This window comes from Alcanivorax sp. P2S70 (assembly GCF_000475295.1).
In the GTDB taxonomy this organism is placed as follows: Bacteria; Pseudomonadota; Gammaproteobacteria; order Pseudomonadales; family Alcanivoracaceae; genus Alcanivorax; species Alcanivorax profundi.
In genome coordinates, this window is the sequence record NZ_AXBZ01000067.1 from 45,511 (window position 1) to 68,895 (window position 23,385).

Consider the following 23,385-nt stretch of genomic DNA (forward strand, 5'->3'; position numbering starts at 1 on the left):
GCCGTCAAGGAACCAACAGTGCAGACTCTCCCAAGTTTAAAAAAATGAAAAACCATACAGATCAACTATTTAAAATTACTTTTAAAGTTGACTGTCAGTGTGTACTGGGACGCTTGTTACCTTCCTGGTTTTTCTCTTCAGCTAACGCTAGATCCTCCTCCTGCTCCGCTTGTGAAAGCGGACTGGGTTGGTGAGTCAGCGCCACATCAAGCACCTGGTCAATCCATTTTACAGGCCTGATATCCAGGGATGCCTTGATATTCTCCGGAATCTCCTTGAGATCCCGTTCATTTTCTTCCGGTATCAATACCGTTTTAATGCCGCCCCGGTGCGCTGCCAGCAGCTTTTCTTTCAAGCCACCGATCGGCAACACCTGCCCACGCAGGGTAATTTCACCCGTCATGGCCACATCTGCCCTGACCGGGATACCCGTCAAGACCGACACCATGGCAGTACACATGCCAATACCCGCACTCGGGCCATCCTTCGGCGTGGCACCTTCAGGTACATGCATATGGAGATCGTTACGCTCCAGGGCCCGGCGGCGAATTCCCAGCGCGCCTGCACGACTTTTCACCACGGTCCAGGCGGCCTGAATGGATTCCTGCATCACATCGCCGAGCGAGCCGGTAGAGATTACCCGCCCCTTGCCGGGAGTGGAAACACTTTCAATCGTCAGCAACTCACCACCAACAGAGGTCCAGGCAAGGCCGGTAACCTGACCAACCTGATCATTCTCTTCTGCTCGGCCAAAGCTGAACTTGCGCACCCCCAGATAATGCTCCACCTGGTCTTCGCCAAGAGTTATCGAAACCGCAGCCTCACCTGCCAACAGGTTCTCTTTAACGACCTTGCGACAAATCTTGCTGATCTCACGCTCCAGTCCCCGGACACCGGCTTCACGGGTGTAGTGACGCACCACATAACGCACCACGTCATCGCCGATCACCAACTCGTCTTTTTTCAGACCGTTGTTCTTGATCTGTTTGGGCACCAGGTACTGCAGCGCAATGTTGACCTTCTCATCCTCGGTATAGCCGGGGATGCGGATCACTTCCATGCGGTCCAACAGCGGTCCGGGAATATTCATGGAATTGGACGTACAGATAAACAACGTCTCTGACAGGTTGTAGTCCACTTCAAGGTAATGATCGCTGAAGGTATCGTTCTGCTCCGGGTCCAACACCTCAAGCAACGCAGAGGCCGGATCACCTCGGTTATCCATTCCCATCTTGTCGACTTCGTCGAGCAGGAACAGCGGATTTCTCACTCCGACCTTGGATAATTTCTGGATAATCTTGCCGGGCATGGAACCGATATAGGTCCGGCGATGACCGCGAATTTCAGCTTCATCCCGTACACCACCCAACGCCATGCGAACAAACTTTCGGTTGGTCGCCTTGGCGATGGACTGCCCCAATGATGTCTTACCCACCCCAGGCGGGCCGACCAGGCACAGCACTGGCCCTTTAACTTTGCCGACCCGGCTTTGCACTGCCAGAAATTCCAGGATTCGGTCTTTTACCTCTTCCAGCCCGTAATGATCACTGTCCAGGACTTGTTTGGAATTGGCGAGATCATGTTTTACCCGGCTGCGTTTTTTCCACGGCACTGAAGTCATCCAGTCCAGATAACCGCGCACCACGGTCGCTTCTGCCGACATGGGCGACATCATTTTGAGCTTGTTGAACTCGCTTTGAGCCTTGTCACGGGCTTCCTTCGGCATGCCCACGCTATCGAGTTTCTTTTCCAGCTCGTCCAGATCGTTGCCGGTTTCATCCAGGTCACCAAGCTCTTTCTGGATCGCCTTCATCTGCTCGTTCAGGTAGTACTCGCGCTGGCTCTTTTCCATCTGCTTCTTGACGCGGCCACGGATGCGCTTTTCTACCTTGAGAACATCAATATCTGATTCCATCAGCGCGATCAGGTGCTCTACCCGCTCACGAACATCCACCATTTCCAGCACGTCCTGCTTCTCTTCAAGCTTGAGTTGCAGATGCGCTGCAATGGTGTCGGCCAGACGGCTGACTTCGTCAATGGATGAGACCGATCCTGTGACCTCCGGCGCCACTTTCTTGGACAGCTTCACATAGTCTTCAAATTGGGACTGCAGAGACTTGGCCAGTGCATCCTGTTCGCCGCTGTCCGGCAAACCTTCTTCCAGTTCGCGTACGTCGGCAACGGCGCCTTGCTCGCCAAACTCTGCTTTCACCACGTGGGCACGCTGTCCCCCTTCTACCAGTACCTTCACGGTACCGTCAGGGAGTTTCAGCAATTGAAGAATGGTCGAAACGGTGCCTACCCGGTATATGTCATCAACACCAGGATCATCGTCAGACGCATTTCTCTGGGCCACCAGCATGATCTGTTTGTCCGCAGCCATAGCTGCTTCGAGCGCGGCGATGGATTTTTCGCGGCCAACGAACAGAGGAATGACCATATGGGGGTAGACCACCACATCACGCAGTGGCAAAAGGGGAATATCTTTCAGCACAGATTGCCTCTAAATAACCGGGGGGCGCCTTAGTCGGGCGCCACCTTGGAAGACTGCTCGCTGTTTTCGTAAATCAACAGCGGGTCGGATTCGCCTTTAATGGTAGGGCTGTCGATGACCACCTTGGCCACACCATCCATGGAAGGCACCTGATACATGGTGTCCAGCAACACACTTTCGAGAATGGAACGCAGTCCACGGGCACCGGTTTTGCGAATCATGGCCTTGTTCGCCACCGCACGGAGCGCGTCGTCGCGGAAGTCCAGCTCGACCCCCTCCATCTCGAACAGGCGAGCGTACTGTTTAGTGAGCGCGTTACGCGGTTCAGTGAGAATCTGTATCAGCGCTTCTTCACTCAATTCTTCCAGCGTTGCAATTACAGGCAAGCGGCCAATGAACTCCGGAATCAAGCCATACTTCACCAGATCCTCTGGCTCCACATCGACCAGCAGCTCTCCAAGATTGCGGCTATCGTCTTTGCTCTTCACTTCGGCAGAGAAACCGATACCGCCTTTCTCGGAACGGTCACGGATAACCTTGTCGAGACCGGCGAAGGCACCACCACAGATGAAGAGCATGTTGGACGTATCAACCTGCAGGAACTCCTGCTGGGGATGCTTGCGCCCCCCTTGGGGCGGCACGGACGCAACCGTTCCTTCGATCAGTTTGAGCAACGCCTGCTGCACGCCCTCCCCGCTCACATCACGGGTAATGGAAGGGTTGTCGGACTTGCGGGAAATCTTGTCGATCTCATCAATGTAGACGATACCACGCTGGGCTTTTTCCACATCGTAGTCACATTTCTGCAGCAGTTTCTGGATAATGTTTTCCACGTCCTCGCCGACATAGCCAGCCTCGGTAAGGGTGGTCGCATCCGCAATGGTGAACGGTACGTTCAGCAGTCGCGCCAAGGTTTCTGCGAGCAGGGTCTTGCCACTACCGGTCGGACCGATCAACAGGATGTTACTTTTACCCAGCTCGACCTCATCACGTCCTTTGCCACTCGTGCGCAGGCGCTTGTAGTGGTTGTAAACCGCTACCGCCAACACCTTTTTAGCGCGCTCCTGGCCAATCACATACTCATCAAGGGTATCCTTGATTTCATTGGGCTTGGGAAGACGTTCGCCGCCAGTCTCACTGCTGTCTTCCTGGACTTCCTCGCGGATGATGTCGTTACACAGGTCCACACATTCATCACAGATAAAGACCGAGGGGCCCGCAATCAGCTTGCGTACCTCATGCTGGCTCTTGCCGCAAAAGGAGCAGTACAGCAGCTTGCCGTCATCGCTCTTGCCAGTGGTATCGGTCATCGAATTGCCTCTAAACCTGTGTATTGAAAATCGCTATATCTTTGAAGATGCAGGGAGACCGGGGGTTTTTCAAGCCCGCCGGGCTCCCGGCAGTGCCGTTAGGACACTTTTTAAACGAACGTTACCTAATTACACGGGACGCTGCTTCAAGACGGCGTCAATGATGCCGTATTCTTGGGCCTCTTCCGCCCCCATGAAGTTGTCGCGATCGGTATCTTTCTCCAGACGCTCGAGCGGCTGACCCGTGTGGTGAGCCAGCAGGTGGTTCAACTGGCCCTTGATCTTGAGGATTTCCTTGGCATGGATCTCGATATCCGAGGCCTGGCCCTGGAAACCACCCAACGGCTGGTGAATCATCACACGGGCATTAGGCAGCGCGTAACGCTTGCCTTCTGCACCTGCAGCCAGCAGGAACGCCCCCATGCTGGCGGCCTGACCGACACACATGGTGGACACATCAGGCTTGATGAACTGCATGGTGTCGTAGATAGACATGCCGGCAGTCACTGAGCCACCCGGGCTGTTGATATACAGATGGATGTCCTTGTCCGGGTTTTCGGATTCAAGAAACAGAAGCTGCGCCACGATCAGGTTGGCCATGTGATCTTCCACCTGGCCCACCATGAAAATGACCCGCTCTTTCAGCAAACGGGAATAAATATCAAAGGAACGCTCACCCCGAGCAGTCTGCTCGATCACCACCGGTACCAGACCCAGATTGGTCGGGTCCTTGATAAGCTGGCTCATTTCCGGGGTCATGGATTGGATACGGCTCAAGTCGATCATGTAGCGCTTCCCTCTGGTCGGTCATCCTTAGACGACGGGACGGTATTATTAGGGCCGTCGCAACGGCCATCTCCTGAAGCTGCAATGGGGCCCAAACAGGCGGATTACAAGGGCTTCGGAAAAAATCACTGTTCTGGCATCTTATGACGGCACCATGGGGGCGTCTATAAAAGTGGGCTTTGCCGGGGTTCAAGTGCGCAATTCTTGGCCAGATTGTGCATTAATAGGTCAATTCGGCAGCCAAAACAGGAAAAATCGCGGCAATACCCTCACCAAAGGCAAGGAAATACGGCACTGGGGAATGCCACTACCGGAACTACCTGGAACAAAAAAGGGGCCCGAAGGCCCCTTTTCCGATCCGTTATCGCCTGGCTGATCAGGCTTCAGCCTGCTCACGCGGCTTCACGGCATCCTGGTAGGACATGGTTTTCTCTTCTACCTTGGCGCTTGCCAGCACCAGGTCGACTACCTGCTCTTCCAGCACCGCGCCTTCGATCTGTTGCAGCTGCTGGGGGTTACCGTACACCCAGTTCACCACCTCTTCAGGCTTCTCGTACTGCTCGGCGATTTCCTCAACACGGGCTTTCACCTTGTCGGCATCGGCTTTCAGCTCGTTCTGGTCAAGGATCGCACGAATGATCAAGCCAAGACGCACAGAACGCTGGGCCTGCTCGGTGAACAGGTCATCCGGCAGGATGGAAGCATCAAATTGCTGGCCGCCGCCGAACTGCTGAACCATCTGCTGACGCATGCGCTGAACTTCCTGGCTTACCAGAGCCGCCGGCAGGTCAAATGCGTGCAGGTCGGACAGGCCTTCCATGACTTGCTCTTTCACTTTGCCAGTGATGGCGTTCTTGAGCTCACGCTCCATGTTCTTGCGAACTTCCGCCTTGAACTTGGCCTCGTCGCCATCGTCAACGCCGAATGCCTTCATGAACTCAGCGTCCACTTCCGGCAACTGCTTGCCTTCTACCTTGTTGACCTTGATCTGGAAAACAACGGCTTGGCCCTTCAGCTCTTCGGAGTGGTACTCCTCCGGGAAGGTCACGTCGATGTCTTTCTCTTCGCCAGCCTTCATGCCAACGATGCCATCTTCAAAGCCCGGGATCATCTGACCGGAGCCCAGCTCCAGGTTCTGGCCGTCTGCCGTGCCGCCCTCGAAGGCTTCACCGTCTTTCAGACCCTTGTAGTTGATGTTGACGCGATCGCCTTGTTCTGCGGCACGCTCCACTTCCTCGAACTGAGCGCGCTGCTGACGCAGGGTCTCGATCATGGTGTCGACGTCTTCATCAGAAACGTCTGCCTGCGGCTTCTCGACAGCAATGCCGTCAAAAGCCTGCAGCTCCACTTCCGGATACACTTCAAAGGTCGCCACGAACTCAAGGTCTTTACCCGGCTCATTGGTGGTCGCTTCAAAGCCCGGCATGCCGGCAGGCTGCAGTTTTTCCTGCTCTACCGCCTCAATGAAGGCTTCACGCATGACGTCAGCCAGCACATCGTTACGCACGGCGCTGCCGAAGCGACGCTTTACTTCACGCATGGGCACTTTGCCCGGGCGGAAACCGTCCAGACGGACATTTTTCTTGGCTTCCTGCAGTTTATCTTCTACTGCAGAGTCCACTTTCTCCGCCGGTACACCCACCGTCAGACGGCGCTCAAGACCTGAAGTCGTTTCAACAGAAACCTGCATAACATCCTCTTTAAAAAGACTTTTTCGCTGCTCGCCGACCACTGTGAAGCGTGACGATCAATATTCAAGGGCGCAGATTATAATCAATGCCGCCCTTCCTGCCTACATAGCCGCCCTGTCATCGGACAGCAGTACCCGGAGGCACATACGAAAAAGCCTCCGGGGTATCCCGGAGGCTTTTAATATGGGGTGACTGAGGGGATTTGAACCCCCGACCACCGGAGTCACAATCCGGGGCTCTACCAACTGAGCTACAGTCACCATAAACTTGTTGCTTCCCTGCCTGGCACGCCTGGCAGGACTCGAACCTGCAACCGACGGCTTAGAAGGCCGTTGCTCTATCCGGTTGAGCTACAGGCGCATTGCAGGTTCCGCTAATCTGATGGTCGGGGTGGAGGGATTCGAACCCCCGACATCCTGCTCCCAAAGCAGGCGCGCTACCAGGCTGCGCTACACCCCGTTTATCAGTCACGCCAACAGTGCTTGAAAGCGAGGCGCGCATAATACTCGGCGCCCCGGTAAGCGTCAACGCACCGGGAAAGAAAAAATCCCTAACGTTCAGATTTTAAACAACTTGTGATCACGGCACCGTGATCATTAGCTGGCTGTTGAAAAGCCCCTTGCGCACTCAATCTTTCAGGCTGGTTCGCCCCCTCTATGGGTCAAAAGGTAAAGAGTGGCGCGCTTTTGAAGGTGTATGTCCATCCATCGAAAAAGCGCAACAGCGAGTGCGGACCAGCCTGAAAGACCCGTAGGGCGCGGCCTGAAGGGCACATCTGCTGCGCTTTGTCGCCAGGAGATGAACCACCCTGCCCGTTGCGACAAAACACAACAGCTGCACCCTTCAGGCCACGCTGAGCATGCAAGGGGCTTTTCAACAGCCTGTTAGGGAGTTCCTTTTGCGCCACGGGTCGGGCCATGCGAAAATCGCGCCCCCTGATTCCCTTCACCATCAACTATGTAGAGAGAGATTCCATGACCGCCCAGATTCTCGACGGCAAGGCCCTGGCTCAGCAGTTCGAAGAAGAAATGCGCGAACGTGTCGAAGCCCTGAAAGCCAAAGCCGGTGGCCGCACCCCAATTCTGGCCACCATTCTGGTCGGTGCCGACCCGGCCTCCGCCACCTACGTAAAAATGAAGGGCAACGCCTGCCACCGCGTGGGGATGGAATCCGTAGCCATTGAATTGCCGGAAACCACCACAACCGAACAGCTGCTGGCCAAGATTGACGAGCTGAATAACAACCCCGATGTGCACGGCATTCTGCTGCAGCACCCGGTGCCCGCGCAGATTGACGAACGGGCCTGCTTTGATGCCATCAGCCTGGAAAAAGACGTGGATGGCGTCACCTGTCTGGGCTTTGGCCGCATGAGCATGGGCGAAGCCGCCTACGGTTGTGCCACCCCCAAGGGAATCATGCGCCTGCTGGAGCATTATCAGGTCAAGCTGGAAGGCAAGCATGCCGTAGTCGTGGGGCGCAGCGCCATCCTCGGCAAACCCATGGCCATGATGATGCTGGAAGCCAATGCCACGGTTACCATCTGTCACAGCCGCACCCAAAACCTCCCAGAACTGATCAAACAGGCGGATATCGTGGTCGGCGCGGTCGGCAAGCCGGAATTCATCAAGGCAGAGTGGATCAAGGATGGCGCCGTGGTCGTTGATGCTGGTTACCACCCGCAAAAATGTGGTGACATTGAGCTCGCCCCCCTTCTGGACCGCGTCTCAGCCTACACCCCGGTCCCCGGCGGCGTTGGCCCCATGACCATCAACACCCTGATTTTCCAGACCCTGCAGTCCGGCGAGAAGGCGCTGGGTTAAGTCCCGTTGCTCGCCCAAAAACCGCGCCCAGCCCATGCTGGCCGCGGTTTTTTTATGGTTCATCGCAGCTCGACGTCTCAAGTCGGGCGTCTAACCATTCTTCGCGGCCAACAAAAAGGCCGCCCCCAACATCTGGGCGCGGCCTCTCTGTCTTCAGTCAACCACCACACGAAACCGCGCAGCTATTCACTATTTACTGTTAACTATTCACTGCCTTTATCAGCTGTCCTTGGGCCACGACTCCCGCAGCCCCACGGTCTGGTTAAATACCAACCGCTCGTCCGTGCTCTCCTGATCTACGCAGAAGTACCCCTCGCGCTCAAACTGATAACGGGTTTCGGCCAGTGCGCCGCGCAGGCCCGGTTCTACCCAGCAATCGGACACCACCTTGAGAGACTCAGGATTGATGTTCTCCAGGAACGTCTGGCCTTCTTCTACCTTGGCCGGGTTTGCCACCGTAAACAACCGGTCATATAGGCGAACCTCACAAGGTAGCCCTTTACTGGCACTGACCCAGTGGATCACACCGCGCAATTTGCCCTGACCTTCATCATTCTCAGGGTTCTTGCCCAACGTCTCCGGGTCATAGCTGCAGCGAACCTCGATAACGTTACCCTGATCGTCCTTCACTACGTCCGTTGCACGCACCACATAGCCATAGCGCAGCCGCACCCGGTCACCCAGCACCAGTCGCTTGAACTTCTTGTTGGCTTCTTCCCGGAAATCATCCTGATCGATGTAGACCTCACGGGTCATGGGCACCTGGCGAGTTCCCATGGCTTCATTTTGTGGATGCACCGGCGCAGTCAGCGATTCTTCCTTGCCCTCTGCCCAGTTGTCGATCACCAGTTTGAGCGGACGAATCACACACATGGCACGGGGCGCATGCTGATTCAGGTCATCACGGATAGCCGCTTCCAGCATCCCCATATCGACCACTGAGTCCGCCCGGCTCACCCCTACGGACTCACAGAAAGAACGCAGGGAGGCAGGGGTATAGCCACGGCGTCGCATCCCGGAAATGGTCGGCATCCTCGGGTCGTCCCAGCCATCCACGTGCTTCTCGTCAACCAGCTGTTTGAGCTTGCGCTTGCTGGTCACGGTGTAATTCAGGTTCAAACGTGCAAATTCGTACTGACGTGGTTCAGCGCCAACATCGGTATTGGCTACCACCCAGTCATAGAAGGGACGGTGATCCTCGAATTCCAGAGTACACAGGCTATGGGTAATGCCTTCAATGGCATCTGATAGCGGGTGGGTGAAATCGTACATGGGGTAGATAACCCACTTGTCACCGGTCTGATGGTGCGTCGCACGGCGCACCCGGTAAAGCACCGGATCGCGCAAGTTCATATTGGGGCTGGCCAGATCAATTTTCGCCCGCAGCACCGCTCCGCCATCCGGGAACTCGCCGTTCTTCATCTTTTCGAACTGGGCCAGCGCCTCTTCCGGGCTTTGCTCCCGGTACTCACTGGGGGTACCTGCCTGCTGCGCCCAACCCCGCATTTCACGGATCTGCTCAGCACTGGAAAGATCCACATACGCCAACCCTTTGCGGATCAACTGCACGGCCAGTTCATACAGCCGGTCGAAGTAGTTGCTGGCGAAACGCACCTCACCCGCCCACTCAAAACCCAGCCATTCCACATCCTGCTTAATGGACTGAATGTACTCGTCTTCTTCCTTTTCCGGGTTGGTGTCGTCAAAACGCAGATGACAGGCACCCTGGTAGCTTTCGGCAATACCAAAATTCAGGCAGATGGACTTGGCATGCCCGATATGCAGGTAGCCATTGGGCTCCGGCGGAAAACGGGTGACCACCTGACCGTCATTTTTACCTTCTGCAAGGTCGCGATCGATGATCTGTCTGATAAAATTGCTGGGCGCTTTGGTTTCGCTCATTGCCTTCGCCGGATACAGTGAAAATAAAGGTGCGCTAGTGTACAGTGCGACCCCCTTCAGTCAAAGACTCTGGGCCCGCACCGTGGCAATTTCAGCTATGGCTTACAGGCCCTACCCTGTGGAGAAAACCCGATGAAAGTGGTGCTGAATACAACCTACGGCAAAATCACCCTGCAACTGGACGCAGAAAAAGCCCCCGTAACCACCGAAAACTTCGTGCAATACGTCAAGGATGGCCATTTTGACGGCACCATTTTCCACCGTGTGATCAGCAATTTCATGATCCAGGGCGGCGGCTTCACCGAAGACATGCAGCAAAAACCCACCCGTGATCCTATTCAAAATGAAGCTGGCAACGGCCTGTCCAACAAGGTTGGCACCATTGCCATGGCCCGCACCCCGGATCCGCATTCTGCCTCTGCCCAATTCTTCATCAACGTGGCGGATAACCATTTCCTGGACAAGGAACGCAGCCAGGACGGCTGGGGTTACGCTGTGTTCGGTGCTGTGTCTGACGGCATGGACGTAGTAGAGAAGATCCGTGGCGTGCAAACCGGCAACAGTGGCTTCCATCAGGATGTTCCGGTTGAACCTGTGCTGATCGAATCCGCCGAGCTGATCGAGGAATAAGTCATGCGTCTTGCTGCTGTACTGTTTGCCCTGCTGCCAGGGCTGCTATGGGCAAACCCCTTGGTTCGGTTTGAAACCACAGCTGGTCCGATTACCGTCGAGTTATATGAAGACAAGGCTCCCATTTCGGTGGCGAACTTTCTTCAATACGTCGACAGTGGATATTATGAAGGCACTCAGTTCCACCGAGTCATTGAAGGCTTCATGATTCAGGGTGGCGGTTTTGACAAGAACGGACAGCGCAAGACGACCCAGGCCCCTATTCAGAACGAGGCCGACAACGGGCTCAGCAACCAGCGCGGTACGCTGGCAATGGCGCGCACTTCGGATCCCCACTCCGCCACCGCGCAGTTCTTCATTAACCTGGTAAACAATCCCAACCTGGACTTCACAGGCAAAAACACTCGTGGCTGGGGATACACCGTTTTCGGCAAGGTAACCGAAGGCATGAATGTGGTAGACAACATTGCTCAGGAACCCACCACCAGCCAGCGCCTTAGCGGCATGATGGCCAGGGACGTTCCCGTTGCGGCAATACTCATTCTCAAGGCCTATCGCGTCGAAGCCCCTGCAACCCCGCAAGAGGGCGCCCTGTAACGATGGCCTACAGCCTTTTCATCTCCGATCTGCATCTTGATCCTGTCCGGCCAGAGCATCTTGCCGCCCTGGAGGTGCTCCTGGATAAACATACAGGGAAAACCGACGCCCTGTATGTCCTTGGCGACTTGTTTGAAGCCTGGATAGGTGACGACGATGACACTCCGTTCAACCAGCAAGCCATCGCCGCCTTTCGGCGTTTTGCTGACAGCGGCAGCAAGCTTTACTTCATGCACGGCAACCGCGACTTCCTGCTTGGCCAGGACTTCGCCGCCGCCTGTGGCGGCACTCTGCTGGACGAGGGTACCGTGGTCGATTTGTACGGCACCCCGGCCCTGCTCATGCACGGCGACAGCCTGTGCACCCTGGACACCGAGTACCAGCAATTCCGCGCCATGGCGCGCAGCCCTCAATGGCAACAGGGGATGCTCACCCAGCCCCTGGAACAGCGTCGCATGATCGCTCAGGGCATGCGCATGCAAAGCCAGGGAAAGAACGCCAACAAAGCGGAAAACATCATGGATGTGACCCCGGAAGAAGTAGTCCGGGAAATGACAGATGCTGGTGTCCAGCATCTCATCCACGGCCACACCCACCGCCCCAACGTCCACGACGTTGACCTGCCTGGCGGGACCGGCAAACGCTGGGTGCTGGGGGACTGGGGGGCGCTTGGGTGGCAGATTGTGGCGGACAGTGAGCTTGGGTTGCGATTGGAGAGCTTTGCGATTAGTTAACAGTGAATAGTGAACAGTTAACAGCGTCGCGAAACAGGTTGTTTTGATCCTTACGCATGAGGCCGCGCCCATACTCTGGACGCGGCCTCATGTGTTTATGAACCCCCGGCGTTAGTCGCGCAGCTGTTCACTGTTAATTATTAACTATTCACTGCCTCGGGATTCCCGAATGAAACCGAAACGCCTCATCCGGTGTTTCGATCAACTCCTGCTCTGCCACCTTGAAGAATGCCACCCGTTCCTCAATCGGCTCGCCTGCATATTGTTCGGCCAGGCGCAGGTAGTCTTCATAGTGACGGGACTCGCTTTTCAGCAGGTAGCGGTAGTAACGGCCCAGTTCTTCGTCCACGTGGGGGGCCAGGGCGGCGAAGCGTTCGCAGCTTCTGGCTTCGATTAATGCCCCGACGATAAGGGTATCCACCAATCGCCCGGGCTCGGAAGTGCGCACATGCTGACGCAGGCCTTGCGCATAACGGGCTGGAGACAGGTGATCATAGGTGACACCACGCTGGCGCATGATCTGGATCACCTGCTCAAAATGCAGCAGCTCTTCCCTTGCCAGTTGGCTGAGGGCATCCAGCAGCTCGGGGCGATCCACATAGCGAAACATCAGGTTCAACGCCGTGCTGGCCGCCTTCTTTTCACAATGGGCATGATCAATCAGCAGAATGTCCGGGTGCTGCAGCGCCCAGTCAATCCACGCCTGTGGCGTCGCGCAGGGCAAAAACTGCTGTATGTGGGAAATATCGTGCATGGTGTCCTCGTGGTGGAGCGGCATTATAGCGGCACAACTGCTGCGGTACACACATGAAGCGGTTATTACCCATGGCTGCTGCGTCCCGGCGCTGCAACTCGTATACTCCCCCGCCATGGGAAGACGATCTAATCCACGCATGCAGACATTCAAAGGGCGCACTGCCGTACTGGCCCTGCGCCTGGTGGCCTGCCTGCCATTCACGCTGAACCGCTGGCTGGCAACCCTGATTGGCACCCTTATCGCCACCTTGCCCACCACAGCCTTGCGCAATTCCAGGATCAATCTGGCGCTTTGCTACCCCGAGCTGTCTGCGCGCCAGCACAAGCGGCTGGCACGCCAATCGCTGGTCGAGAGCATCCGGAATACCTTCGAGATTGCCCTGTTCTGGCATCACCCCGAAGCCGGTCTGAAGCGGGTCGTCCGGGTCGACGGCGGCGAGCCACTGCAGGCGGCCGTGGATAGCGGCAAACCGGTAATGATCCTGGCTCCGCATCTAGGCTGCTGGGAAGTGCTTAACTTCTGGTTGGCCGATCACTACGACCTGCACGTGATGTTTGCCCCATCCGGGTTGCCGGAGGTCGATGCCCTTGTGCGCCAAGGGCGAGAACACTTCGGCTCGACCATGTACCCCACCACTGCCCGCGGCGTTGCCGGACTTGTGCGCGCCATGCGCAAAGGGGCCATGACAGCCATCCTCCCTGATCAGGTGCCCGACCGTCGCAGCGGTCGTCATGCGCCCTTTTATGGCCAGCCCGCCTACACCGGCACCCTGGCTTGCAAACTGATCCAGCAAACCGGAGCCCGGCCTTTTATGGCCTGGGCCAAGCGCCTTCCCGGCACCCAGGGCTTTGAGCTGCGCTTCCGGCCCGCGGACAACGCCATTGCGGATCCGGATCTGGACACCTCCCTTGTGGCCCTCAATCAGTCCATCGAAGCACTGATCAATGAAGGCCCTGAACAATACCTGTGGAGCTACAAGCGCTTTCGCCGGCCACCAAAGGGTCAGCATGCCCCATATTGAGTTGGCCAAAACTTACGCCAAGTGATTATGAGTATTCATCTGGTGAATACCCGTAACCGTCGTTTCGCTTAACAGTTGATGGCATTTCCGCTATACTCCGCGCGCAATTCCAACCCCCAGTTACACCCTAAAAGACTGATTTCCAAAAGAATTCAGCCAATTTGAGCAAGAGGGAAACGCTGTGCTAGAAGCCTATCGCAAACATGTTGAAGAGCGCGCCGCCGAAGGTGTGCCGCCAAAGCCGCTGAACGAGCAGCAGGTTGCCGACCTGGTAGAACTGCTGAAGAACCCGCCGGCTGGTGAAGAAGAATTCATTCAGGACCTGTTCGTTAACCGCGTTCCGCCGGGCGTGGACCAGGCTGCATACGTAAAAGCCGCCTTCCTGAGCGCGATTGTGAAAGGCGAAGCCAGCTCCCCGCTGATCGACAAGAAGCGTGCGGTACAGCTGCTGGGCACCATGCAGGGTGGCTACAATGTCGCGCCGCTGGTGGAAGCCCTGGACGACCCCGAGTTGGTAGAAGAAGCTGCCGAGCAGCTCAAGCACACTCTGCTGGTATTTGATGCTTTCCACGACGTGGAAGACAAGATGAAAGCCGGCAACGCCAAAGCCAAGGAAGTCATCGAATCCTGGGCCGAGGCCGAATGGTTCACCAAGCGTGCAGACCTGGCTGAAAAAATGTCCCTGACCGTCTTCAAGGTCACCGGCGAAACCAACACCGACGACCTGTCTCCTGCACAGGACGCCTGGAGCCGCCCGGACATCCCGGTTCACGCCAATGCCATGCTGAAAAACGCCCGTGAAGGCATCTTCCCTGAGAAAGACGGCGAGATCGGCCCGCTCAAACAGATGGAAGAACTGAAGGCCAAAGGCCTGCCTGTTGCCTACGTAGGTGATGTTGTCGGTACCGGTTCTTCCCGTAAGTCTGCAACCAACTCCGTGCTCTGGCATTTCGGTGACGACATCCCCTTCGTACCGAACAAGCGTGCTGGCGGTGTGTGTATCGGCGGTAAAATTGCGCCTATCTTCTTCAACACCATGGAAGATTCCGGCGCCCTGCCTTTCGAGTGCGACGTTTCCAAAATGGAAACCGGCGACCAGATCGACGTCTTCCCGTTCGCGGGCAAGGTTGAGAAGAACGGCGAAGTCATCGCTGAATTCGATCTGCGTTCCCAGGTACTGCTGGACGAAGTCCGTGCCGGCGGTCGTATCAACCTGATCATTGGTCGCGGCCTGACCACCAAGGCCCGTGAGAGCCTGGGTCTTGAGCCCAGCACCCTGTTCCGCAAGCCGGAGCAGCCCAACGACAGCGGCAAGGGTTACTCCCTGGCCCAGAAGATGGTCGGCAAGGCCTGTGGCATGGAAGGCGTCCGTCCGGGCACCTACTGCGAGCCGAAAATGACCACCGTGGGTTCCCAGGACACCACTGGCCCGATGACCCGTGACGAGCTGAAAGATCTGGCCTGTCTGGGCTTCCAGGCTGACCTGGTCATGCAGTCCTTCTGTCACACCGCCGCTTACCCGAAGCCGGTTGACGTTGAAACCCAGCACACCCTGCCTGACTTCATCATGAACCGTGGCGGTGTTTCCCTGCGTCCGGGCGACGGCATCATCCACTCCTGGCTGAACCGTATGCTGCTGCCTGATACCGTGGGCACCGGGGGTGACTCCCACACCCGTTTCCCCATGGGCATCTCCTTCCCGGCCGGTTCCGGTCTGGTAGCCTTTGCTGCTGCCACCGGCGTTATGCCGCTGGACATGCCGGAATCCGTACTGGTTCGCTTCACCGGTAAGCGTCAGCCGGGTATTACCCTGCGTGATCTGGTACATGCCATTCCGCTGCAAGCCATCAAGGAAGGCCACCTGACCGTCGCTAAAGCGGGCAAGGTTAATGTCTTCAACGGCCGCATCCTGGAAATCGAAGGTCTGGAAGAGCTGACCGTAGAGCAGGCATTCGAACTGTCTGATGCCTCTGCCGAGCGTTCTGCTGCAGGCTGTACCATCACCCTTTCCGAAGAGAGCGTGGCTGAGTACCTGAAGTCCAACATCACCATGCTGAAGTGGATGATTGCCAACGGTTACGGCGATGCCCGTACCATTGAGCGTCGTATCACCGGCATGGAAGAGTGGCTGGCCAACCCGAGCCTGATGCGTGCTGACGCCGATGCCGAGTACCACACCGTCATCGAAATCAACATGGACGAAATCAAAGAGCCGGTACTGTGCTGCCCGAACGATCCGGACGATGCCAAGACCCTGTCTGACGTGGCTGGCGCCAAGATCGACGAAGTGTTCATCGGCTCCTGTATGACCAACATCGGCCACTTCCGCGCGGCCGGTAAACTGCTGCAGAAAGTGGAAAGCGGCACCATGCCGACCCGTCTGTGGATCGCCCCGCCGACCAAGATGGATCAGCATCAGCTGACCGAAGAAGGCTACTACAACATCTTCGGCAGCGCCGGTGCACGCACCGAAATGCCGGGCTGTTCCCTGTGTATGGGTAACCAGGCTCGCATCGCGCCGAAGTCCACTGCGGTATCCACCTCCACCCGTAACTTCCCGAACCGTCTGGGTCAGGGTGCGGATGTGTACCTGGCGTCTGCTGAACTGGCGTCCGTGGCGTCCATCCTCGGCAAGCTGCCTAGCGCCGCCGAGTACATGGAATACGCGAACACCATCGACTCCATGTCCGCAGAAATCTACCGCTATCTGAACTTCGACAAGCTGCCGGAGTACCAGGAAGTGGCAGACACCGTGAAGATCCCGGTTGCCCAGTCTGTCTAAGACACGGTAATCGCTTCACGACAAAAAGCCCGGCCAAGTGCCGGGCTTTTTGCTTTCAGGATCCATCGGACACCCTTTCAGGGCCCGCCGGGATAGTGCCCGCTTGCTTTGCGTCAACCGGCTGTCAAAATCGATGCAATCCTTCTGACGGTTAGCAGAATGCCCAAGCGTATTGTTTCCCTTATCCTTCCTCTACTCGTCTTGATCAGTCCAGCTTCCCAGGCACTGAACATTCCCGCCTTTGCGCTTCCCGCAGGCGCATCTGCGACGGTGGCAAGAAATGTTGCTATTAGCCGCCGAGCCAGACAGGACAAAGACCAGCAATCTTTCCAGCGACACGAGTCTTCCAGCCTCTACCAGTTGATCCATATAGACCCCGCCAAACGCCTGGGCACACATGATGAATGGGCCATTGCCTATCTGGCAGACGCCGAGAGAGACAGTCACGACCTCATGGACAACTCGGCCTTCCTGCCCACGGCTCACCAGGGCAAGACGTACCGCTATTCTATGGGGAGCGACGGTTCACCTGTCTTCCTGCCCCTATCGGAAGGTGAACCGGTGGCATCCCCTGACGCACCCGAACAGCTCTTTCGCGACATTGCACTCGGCAATACCAGCTACCACACCGTCATCAGGAGCGCCTCTTCAAGGAACTTTGACATTGGCAAGCGCTACCCCCTGACGCCCACCGAGCGGAGTGATTTTCATGCCCAGGAGGGCAGCATTCAGCTCACCTCGATTACCCGAATGTGGGAACGTGACGTGGCTGAATTTGCGGTAGAAACCCGCAATGAGATCAACGGTACAGTGATGACCGGAAAGGTGTGGTTCTGGGTCCTGGCCGCCACCGGCCGCCCTGTTCTACTCATCAAGGAATACGGGATTGATCTGGTGGAAAGCGGGATCCCCTTCTACGACCGGCGTCAGATTTCCTTTGGCTTTGCCTACAGTGACCTGCCCATCAGCACACTCGCACCCGAGATTCTTCCTGCTCAACAGCCCAGCGGCCGGGTACAAGGGATGGCTTATTCCGACCAGACAGGGCAGCTTGCGTTTCTGACCCGGGAATACGGCAGCCAGACTTCATGGTTAACATTTTGGGATCTTGCCCAGCGCAAGGCGTTGTTTACCACACGGGCAGGCGGACAGAATCTGCATATGACCAACAGCGGCAAAGCGGTCTATGTGGGGGATTATGGCCCTAGAGGGTTTCTCGGCTGGGTCATGTTGGGCAATGGCTATCAGCCCTTCGGTGGCCATTTCGATGCCTCATTCCAGATTGACCGAGAGCTGCGTACCAGCGCCCTGTTCGGGGTCTACCCTGTATCAATCAACAACCACAATGAACTGGAGATCTGGAACACCGCCTGGGGCAAACTTCAGTATCGCCAGCGCCTTGAACACTCCTCCCCCATGGTCATGGCCACCGCGTCCGATGGCCGCCTTGTTACCCTGGGAGAGGACCTTCGAGTCTCTGTGCATGAGCTGACCATCAGTAACCGGCCCTGCCGTGACAAGTCGGATCCGCAAGAAAGCTACTGCGACCAACCTGCCATCTCCTTCAAGGAATCCACATCCCCCATTAGCCTCCCGGATCTGATCCTGCCCGATCATTACAGTAAACCGGGCCAGCGGCAGATAACCTCACTGACACTCCACCCCGAACAGCCAATACTGCTGTATTGCACGGAATTCCCCGCCGAATGCGGCACGATCAATTACAAAAACCGAAGCGTCTGGCTGGCTCCCCTAAGCAGCAACCTGGTGTTTTCCGGCCCGGGCACCATCATCGCCGATAACGGCACTTATACGCTTGACGGTCAGTTTACTCCGTATGCCCTGCCCCACAGTCCAGCCGTGAATCACCATGCCGCAGTGTCTGAAAGCCGGGCCCTGCTCTTCAACCGCACGGTTCAATACGACGACCAGTTTACCGATGACAATATCCTGATTCGTGACTCCCTCACCGGACAAGTCATTGATACGCTTACCCGCCAGTTCTACCCGATCAACAGTCTTTCCGTTCAGCAGGAAGCGTTGACCGTCACCACCGGCACCATTGGCAAAGGTGACATGTTTGTGCTGGATCTGTCGTCCCTGAATTTGCACAAAAGCGCGTTGCCTTTGCCGGTTAATAGCGCGCAGCTAAATAACAAGTGGATGCATGTCTCTGCCAGCGGCATGGAGCTAATCGCCAGCACCGACGACCCGGCATTGGTCCGTACACTCAACTTTCAGGTCGCCGACCATGCCTTCACCGACAAGGGAATCGTCTACGCGAGAGACAACATTCTCTATGAGTATGACGTTGCCGAGGACACCTCAACCGAATGGTATCGTTTTGATTCGACAGTCCATGAATTTGTTCTCTTTGACGAACAGAGCCGCTCGCTGGCGGTGAGAATCGATCAAGGCAAGGTCGTCCTTCCTCATGCTGGCGTGACACTGGATCTTCCCTATACCCAGCTTGGCAAGCAGTCACTGGAATACGACAAACTGACGGAGACATTTTTCGTTTCCGGACTGACCGGTTATTCCTCTGCGTTCAACCCGGCCATTGATGTGATCCAGCAGTTTGATACCTCTGGCAAACCGCTCATGGAGATGTATCCACTGTGGGGGCGCTCTGAACTGATGCAGGCGACCCCCAATGGCCAACTGTGGAATGCCGATGACAGTGGCAACCTGAATATCCGGGATATTCGCTCCGGTCTGGTCCTCGAAACCATTGTGGAAGCCCACCAGGGACACATCACCGCCCTCGAACAACTGAACGAGCGCGCGGTCATCACCGCCTCCAGCAACGGCACTATCAAGATCTGGCGGACAGACATACCCAGCGGCAACTTCCGGCTCAACACGGTAAGCACGCAACTCGATCAGGTATTGGTGAAACCGGATATCGGCAACCGCCATCCACGCTTGGTGGCAACCATCAGCATCGACAAGTCGGGAGAATTTGTTATCAACTCGCCCGATGGCTACTACTGGTCAACCCCTCGCGCACTGCACAACGCCAGTTTTGTGCAAGACAGCAAGGTATTTGATTACGCACAATACGATTACTGGCTAAATCGACCGGATATCGTACTGCAGCGTCTCGGATACGCCACGCCCAACAGCCGCATGCTCTGGGAAAAACTGGTCAGCCATCGGCAGCAACGTCATCATGGCCATCCCTCACGGATGCCTCTGAATATAGATAAACCAGCATTGACCCTGAGCGGCCCACAGGCGCTGCTTCAACGAAGGGACCAGATTAACTTGACGTATGCGGTTGAGGACGCCAAACATTCGGACCTGACACTGCACGTGCAGGTGAATCAGGTGCCGGTGTTTGGCCAGCAGGGCCTACCCCTGAAAAACAACCACGGCACCCTGTCCATTGATCTGACACCCGGCAGAAACAACATCCGGGCTTACGTCAGCACCGGTGGCGGCCTGCAATCAGAAACCCGTTTCCTCACTTACAACCAGGCTGATAACAACCGCAAGCCAGCGCTCTATCTGCTTACTATTGGTGTCTCGGATTATGCGGATGACCGTCTCGACCTGCGCTACGCCGCCAAAGATGCCACCGATCTGGCCAACGCCCTTGGCGCCAGTGATCAATATCGCGAGGTTCACCGCTTTACCTTGCTGGACCGCCAGGTCACCGCGCGCTCGGTCCGTGATGCCAAGGCGTTTCTCAACCAAGGGACTGCGCAGGATCACGTTGTCGTTTTTCTGGCCGGGCACGGTTTTCTTGACGAACAGGACAACTACTTCTTTGGAACCTCGGATATTGACATTGCCACCCCCGCGGGCAAAGGGCTGCCCTACGAGGACATTAACCGACTGCTCGACGGAATTCCCTCGAGAAACAAACTGCTGATGCTGGATACTTGCCACTCCGGGGAAGTCACAGAGCCGGTGGCCCGCCTGGAACTGCCACCGGGAGTGCAAAGTCGCGGTCTGTCCGTCAGAGCACAACCTCAATCAGAAGCATCTCCGGGCATCTCCTACGCGCTTTTGCAGAACGCCTTTGTGGATCTGCGTGCTTCTACTGGAGCGATCATCATCAGTGCGTCTGGCGGACAGGAATTCGCACTTGAAACCGAGGCTATCCAGAACGGGATTTTTACGGCTAGTGTCATCGATGCACTGACCAACAAGCGTGCAGACAACAACGGAGATGGCGAGGTCACCACCGCCGAACTCCGCGATTTCACCTATCGCGAAGTAACACGCCTGACCAACGGTCGGCAGCGGCCTACCACCCGTAAATACAACCTGGACATCGATTTCGCCGTTTTCTGAATACGGCAAAGACATGGAAATTACTGCCCCAGCCTTCGCTTGGTCAGTGCCGTCGCAGTGGCCTCAAGCGGGTCCTCAGGCCAGGGATGCTTGGGGTATCGCCCACGCAGCTCCTTGCGCACGGCAGGGTAATTTTCCCGCCAGAAGCGCTCAAGGTTATTGGTAATCGCAGCAGGCCGTCCGGCGGGGGTCAGCAAATGTGCGGTGATCATCAAACGCCCTTTGGCAAGGGTCGGCAAGGCTCCGAGCCCAAACAATTCCTGTAATTTCACTGCAAGCACTACGTATTCGCTACGATAATCAAGCGTGGCGTTGCGCCCGCTGGGAATTGCCACCCGGGCCGGTAACTGCGCGTCCAGCGCCTGTCTTTGTTCCAACGTCAACATCACATCCAGTGCATGCTGCAGTGGCAGCTTGCGTAGATCGTCCAGTCGTCGCATGCCGGCCATAAAGGGCGCCAGCCACTGCTCAAGGGTTGCCTCCAGCGTCGAGTCGTCCACTGCCGGCCAACCCGATTCCAGTGACGCCATTCTCGCAACCCTGGCCTGCCACTGGCGCGCCTCTTCAACCCAGGGCAAGGCGTTGTCTAATCCGGCTTCACGAACCCCCTGAAGCAGCCCTTCGACACATTGCTCTGCAGACACCTCGGCAAGGGGATGCGCTTCAATCACCAGATTGCCCAGCACCTGCTCACGACGCCCGGTCACCCGGCCACGCTCACTATCCCAACCGGCACGTTTGCGCCAGCGAGCGTGCTTGTCCAGCACCGCAGTCACGGCTCGCTCATCCAACGGCATGACCAACCTCAACCGGGCATCCCGTGGCTGCCCGTCGGTGTCGAGCACCACTAACCACTCGTGGCCAAGCAATCGATCCCGTTCCGGTAAACGGACACCGGGGCCATCCACCATCTGATACACCCCGTCTCGCCCGGGCCTTTGCCTTGCCACCTGTTGCGGGAAGGTACAGGCCAGTAATGCGCCTAGCCCTTGCCGCCAATCGCTTTCATCACGATGTTTGCCGCCGGCAAGTCTGCGGGCTTCGGCCAGCAGGCTTCCATATTGTTGGGGACGCTGTTCCAGGGCCTGCAGGCGGTCGCGCACGTCCACACCCAGCCCCTGAAAGGGATCGCGATCAGAGAGTAAGGCGGCCAGCCGTGATGCCGTCTCAACCAGACCGATCTCTCTGCCGGCAATCACCAGAATGGCCAGCGCCGGCTCCGTTGCCACCGATGACACCGCTTGCCCGAGCGGCGTCAAAGCGCCCTGTCGGTCCAGTACCCCGGCGGAGGTCAACCGGTCCACCGCACTACGCCAGGCACCTCCAGGCGGAGGATCCAGCCACTCCATTCCATCAGGTTGGCTACACCCCCAGCGTGCAAGATCAAGGACCAGTCCGTCGAGGCCAACACGATGAATTTCGGGCGCGGTATAACGGGCGAGCACCTCCGACTCGGCCCAAAGCCGTATGCAGTGCCCGGGGCCGCGCCGGCCAGCGCGTCCCGCTCGCTGCCGGGCACTGGACTCACTGACCCGTCGTGTGACAAGCCTCGAGCGGTGTCTGGCAGGATCATACAGGGGCTCACGGATAAACCCGCTATCCACCACGTGAGTGACCCCATCGATGGTCAGACTGGTTTCCGCCACGTTGGTGGCCAGAATAATCATTTGGACACCCGCGCGAGCCTCATCAAGCACAGCCTGTTGTTCCGAGAGAGGCAAACTGCCATGAAGCATACGAACCCGCTCTGCCAGTCCACTTTCGCGAAGCTGACCTGCCAGCCACTGGATGTCTGCCTGACCGGGCAAGAACACCAGCATCACACCAGTGCAATGAGCCACAGTCACTACTTCGCGAAGACAATGCGTTCTCCAGTCTGTTCTGCCTGGCACTGCGGCATAACGGACATCAACCTGAAAACGTTTCCCCTCACTACGAATAACCGGCGCATCAAGCCAGGTTTGCAAAGATTCGCTGTCGAGGGTGGCCGACATCACCAGCAGCCCCAGATCGGGCCGGAAGACCTCACGGACTTCCCGCACCAGGGCAAGGCCCAAATCCGCTTGCAGGGACCGCTCATGGAATTCGTCAAACACAACCATGCTGACCCCCTTGAGCTCCGGGTCGGTCAGTAGCATCCGGGTAAGAATGCCCTCAGTGATCACTTCGATAAGCGTATCGGGCCCAGTACGGGAATCCGAGCGAGTCCGGTAACCCACACGCCCTCCTGGTTGCTCCCCAAGCTGAGAGGCCATGAACGTGGCCACCGATCGTGCGGCGACCCTGCGCGGCTCCAACATCAGGATTTTTCCCCGGCTGCTCCAGCCTGTCTTGAGCAACGCCAGCGGCACACGGGTGGATTTCCCCGCTCCGGTCGGGGCCTCCAGAATGGCACGACCGTACTCGTCAAGTGCTTGAATTAATTGCGAAATGACATCATCGACGGGAAAATTGGAGGGCATTCAATACATCCATTGCCTTTTTGGCGTGATCGCAGTCACTAGTCATCATTTTTCTGCCTCATGTCTCTGGCCGTCAACTGAGGCTATGCTATATTTG

The 23,385-nt window shown here is 56.9% G+C and carries 14 protein-coding genes and 3 tRNA genes; 7 read left to right on the forward strand and 10 right to left on the reverse strand.

Going from position 1 to position 23,385, the window contains the following annotated elements; genetic code table 11:
* Positions 1-94: 94 nt before the first annotated feature.
* The 7 genes from lon to Q672_RS31815 all read right to left on the reverse strand — a co-directional run bounded on the left by lon (position 95) and on the right by Q672_RS31815 (position 6,740).
* The gene (gene lon / locus Q672_RS31785) at positions 95-2,494 is read right to left on the reverse strand and encodes an endopeptidase La (protein ID WP_022986574.1); all 2,400 of its coding nucleotides are present in this window, start codon (positions 2,492-2,494) and stop codon (positions 95-97) included.
* A 29-nt stretch (positions 2,495-2,523) separates the two neighbouring features.
* Positions 2,524-3,804 carry an ATP-dependent Clp protease ATP-binding subunit ClpX gene (gene clpX, locus Q672_RS31790; RefSeq protein WP_022986575.1) on the reverse strand — a complete coding sequence of 427 codons (1,281 nt, stop codon included), beginning with the start codon at positions 3,802-3,804 and terminating at the stop codon, positions 2,524-2,526.
* Between the two features lie 129 nt (positions 3,805-3,933).
* A complete protein-coding gene (clpP, locus tag Q672_RS31795; protein ID WP_022986576.1) occupies positions 3,934-4,590 on the reverse strand; it encodes an ATP-dependent Clp endopeptidase proteolytic subunit ClpP in 657 nt (218 codons plus the stop codon).
* Positions 4,591-4,966: 376 nt separating this feature from the next.
* A complete protein-coding gene (gene tig / locus Q672_RS31800) occupies positions 4,967-6,280 on the reverse strand; it encodes a trigger factor (RefSeq protein WP_022986577.1) in 1,314 nt (437 codons plus the stop codon).
* A gap of 185 nt (positions 6,281-6,465) precedes the next feature.
* Positions 6,466-6,541 (reverse strand) — tRNA-His (locus tag Q672_RS31805).
* 23 nt (positions 6,542-6,564) lie between these two features.
* Positions 6,565-6,641, reverse strand: a tRNA-Arg gene (locus Q672_RS31810).
* Positions 6,642-6,663: 22 nt separating this feature from the next.
* Positions 6,664-6,740: transfer RNA gene (locus Q672_RS31815), tRNA-Pro, on the reverse strand.
* Between the two features lie 515 nt (positions 6,741-7,255).
* On the opposite strand from Q672_RS31815, the gene folD reads away from it, so the two are divergent.
* The gene (folD, locus tag Q672_RS31820) at positions 7,256-8,101 is read left to right on the forward strand and encodes a bifunctional methylenetetrahydrofolate dehydrogenase/methenyltetrahydrofolate cyclohydrolase FolD (RefSeq protein WP_031227022.1); all 846 of its coding nucleotides are present in this window, start codon (positions 7,256-7,258) and stop codon (positions 8,099-8,101) included.
* 219 nt (positions 8,102-8,320) lie between these two features.
* On the opposite strand, the gene Q672_RS31825 is transcribed toward folD, so the two are convergent.
* On the reverse strand, positions 8,321-10,003 hold the full coding sequence (locus Q672_RS31825) for a glutamine--tRNA ligase/YqeY domain fusion protein (protein WP_022986579.1): 1,683 nt from the start codon (positions 10,001-10,003) through the stop codon (positions 8,321-8,323).
* 132 nt (positions 10,004-10,135) lie between these two features.
* Between Q672_RS31825 and Q672_RS31830 the strand changes: the two genes are divergently transcribed.
* Genes Q672_RS31830 through Q672_RS31840 form a run of 3 tightly spaced genes read left to right on the forward strand, consistent with a single transcriptional unit; the run spans position 10,136 to position 11,964 of the window.
* Positions 10,136-10,633, forward strand: coding sequence for a peptidylprolyl isomerase (locus tag Q672_RS31830; RefSeq protein ID WP_022986580.1), 498 nt, complete (start codon positions 10,136-10,138; stop codon positions 10,631-10,633).
* 3 nt (positions 10,634-10,636) lie between these two features.
* Positions 10,637-11,230: a peptidylprolyl isomerase gene (locus Q672_RS31835; RefSeq protein ID WP_022986581.1), complete on the forward strand. Its 594-nt coding sequence runs from the start codon at positions 10,637-10,639 to the stop codon at positions 11,228-11,230.
* Between the two features lie 2 nt (positions 11,231-11,232).
* A complete protein-coding gene (locus Q672_RS31840; RefSeq protein WP_022986582.1) occupies positions 11,233-11,964 on the forward strand; it encodes a UDP-2,3-diacylglucosamine diphosphatase in 732 nt (243 codons plus the stop codon).
* Positions 11,965-12,112: 148 nt separating this feature from the next.
* On the opposite strand, the gene Q672_RS31845 is transcribed toward Q672_RS31840, so the two are convergent.
* The gene (locus Q672_RS31845; RefSeq protein WP_022986583.1) at positions 12,113-12,718 is read right to left on the reverse strand and encodes a tRNA-(ms[2]io[6]A)-hydroxylase; all 606 of its coding nucleotides are present in this window, start codon (positions 12,716-12,718) and stop codon (positions 12,113-12,115) included.
* Positions 12,719-12,857: 139 nt separating this feature from the next.
* On the opposite strand from Q672_RS31845, the gene Q672_RS31850 reads away from it, so the two are divergent.
* The 3 genes from Q672_RS31850 (at position 12,858) to Q672_RS31860 (ending at position 20,826) form a co-directional block, all read left to right on the forward strand.
* Positions 12,858-13,742 carry a lysophospholipid acyltransferase family protein gene (locus Q672_RS31850; protein ID WP_022986584.1) on the forward strand — a complete coding sequence of 295 codons (885 nt, stop codon included), beginning with the start codon at positions 12,858-12,860 and terminating at the stop codon, positions 13,740-13,742.
* Between the two features lie 181 nt (positions 13,743-13,923).
* Entirely contained in the window at positions 13,924-16,524 is a 2,601-nt protein-coding gene (locus Q672_RS31855) for a bifunctional aconitate hydratase 2/2-methylisocitrate dehydratase (protein ID WP_022986585.1), read from the forward strand.
* A gap of 159 nt (positions 16,525-16,683) precedes the next feature.
* Positions 16,684-20,826, forward strand: a complete 4,143-nt coding sequence (locus tag Q672_RS31860; RefSeq protein WP_022986586.1) for a caspase family protein — start codon at positions 16,684-16,686, stop codon at positions 20,824-20,826.
* A gap of 20 nt (positions 20,827-20,846) precedes the next feature.
* Here the strand turns inward: Q672_RS31860 and hrpB are convergent, their stop codons facing one another.
* Positions 20,847-23,288 (reverse strand): ATP-dependent helicase HrpB, encoded by a 2,442-nt coding sequence (gene hrpB / locus Q672_RS31865; protein ID WP_022986587.1) that lies wholly within the window; start codon positions 23,286-23,288, stop codon positions 20,847-20,849.
* Between the last annotated feature and the right edge of the window lie 97 nt (positions 23,289-23,385).

Bases quoted from the DNA above. Each gene is read 5' to 3' on its own strand.
- clpX (WP_022986575.1), bottom strand. From the start codon at position 3,804: ATGACCGATACCACTGGCAAGAGCGATGACGGCAAGCTGCTGTACTGC.
- clpP (WP_022986576.1), bottom strand. From the start codon at position 4,590: ATGATCGACTTGAGCCGTATCCAATCCATGACCCCGGAAATGAGCCAG.
- tig (WP_022986577.1), bottom strand. From the start codon at position 6,280: ATGCAGGTTTCTGTTGAAACGACTTCAGGTCTTGAGCGCCGTCTGACG.
- folD (WP_031227022.1), top strand. From the start codon at position 7,256: ATGACCGCCCAGATTCTCGACGGCAAGGCCCTGGCTCAGCAGTTCGAA.
- Q672_RS31825 (WP_022986579.1), bottom strand. From the start codon at position 10,003: ATGAGCGAAACCAAAGCGCCCAGCAATTTTATCAGACAGATCATCGAT.
- Q672_RS31830 (WP_022986580.1), top strand. From the start codon at position 10,136: ATGAAAGTGGTGCTGAATACAACCTACGGCAAAATCACCCTGCAACTG.
- Q672_RS31835 (WP_022986581.1), top strand. From the start codon at position 10,637: ATGCGTCTTGCTGCTGTACTGTTTGCCCTGCTGCCAGGGCTGCTATGG.
- Q672_RS31840 (WP_022986582.1), top strand. From the start codon at position 11,233: ATGGCCTACAGCCTTTTCATCTCCGATCTGCATCTTGATCCTGTCCGG.
- Q672_RS31845 (WP_022986583.1), bottom strand. From the start codon at position 12,718: ATGCACGATATTTCCCACATACAGCAGTTTTTGCCCTGCGCGACGCCA.
- Q672_RS31850 (WP_022986584.1), top strand. From the start codon at position 12,858: ATGCAGACATTCAAAGGGCGCACTGCCGTACTGGCCCTGCGCCTGGTG.
- Q672_RS31860 (WP_022986586.1), top strand. From the start codon at position 16,684: ATGCCCAAGCGTATTGTTTCCCTTATCCTTCCTCTACTCGTCTTGATC.
- hrpB (WP_022986587.1), bottom strand. From the start codon at position 23,288: ATGCCCTCCAATTTTCCCGTCGATGATGTCATTTCGCAATTAATTCAA.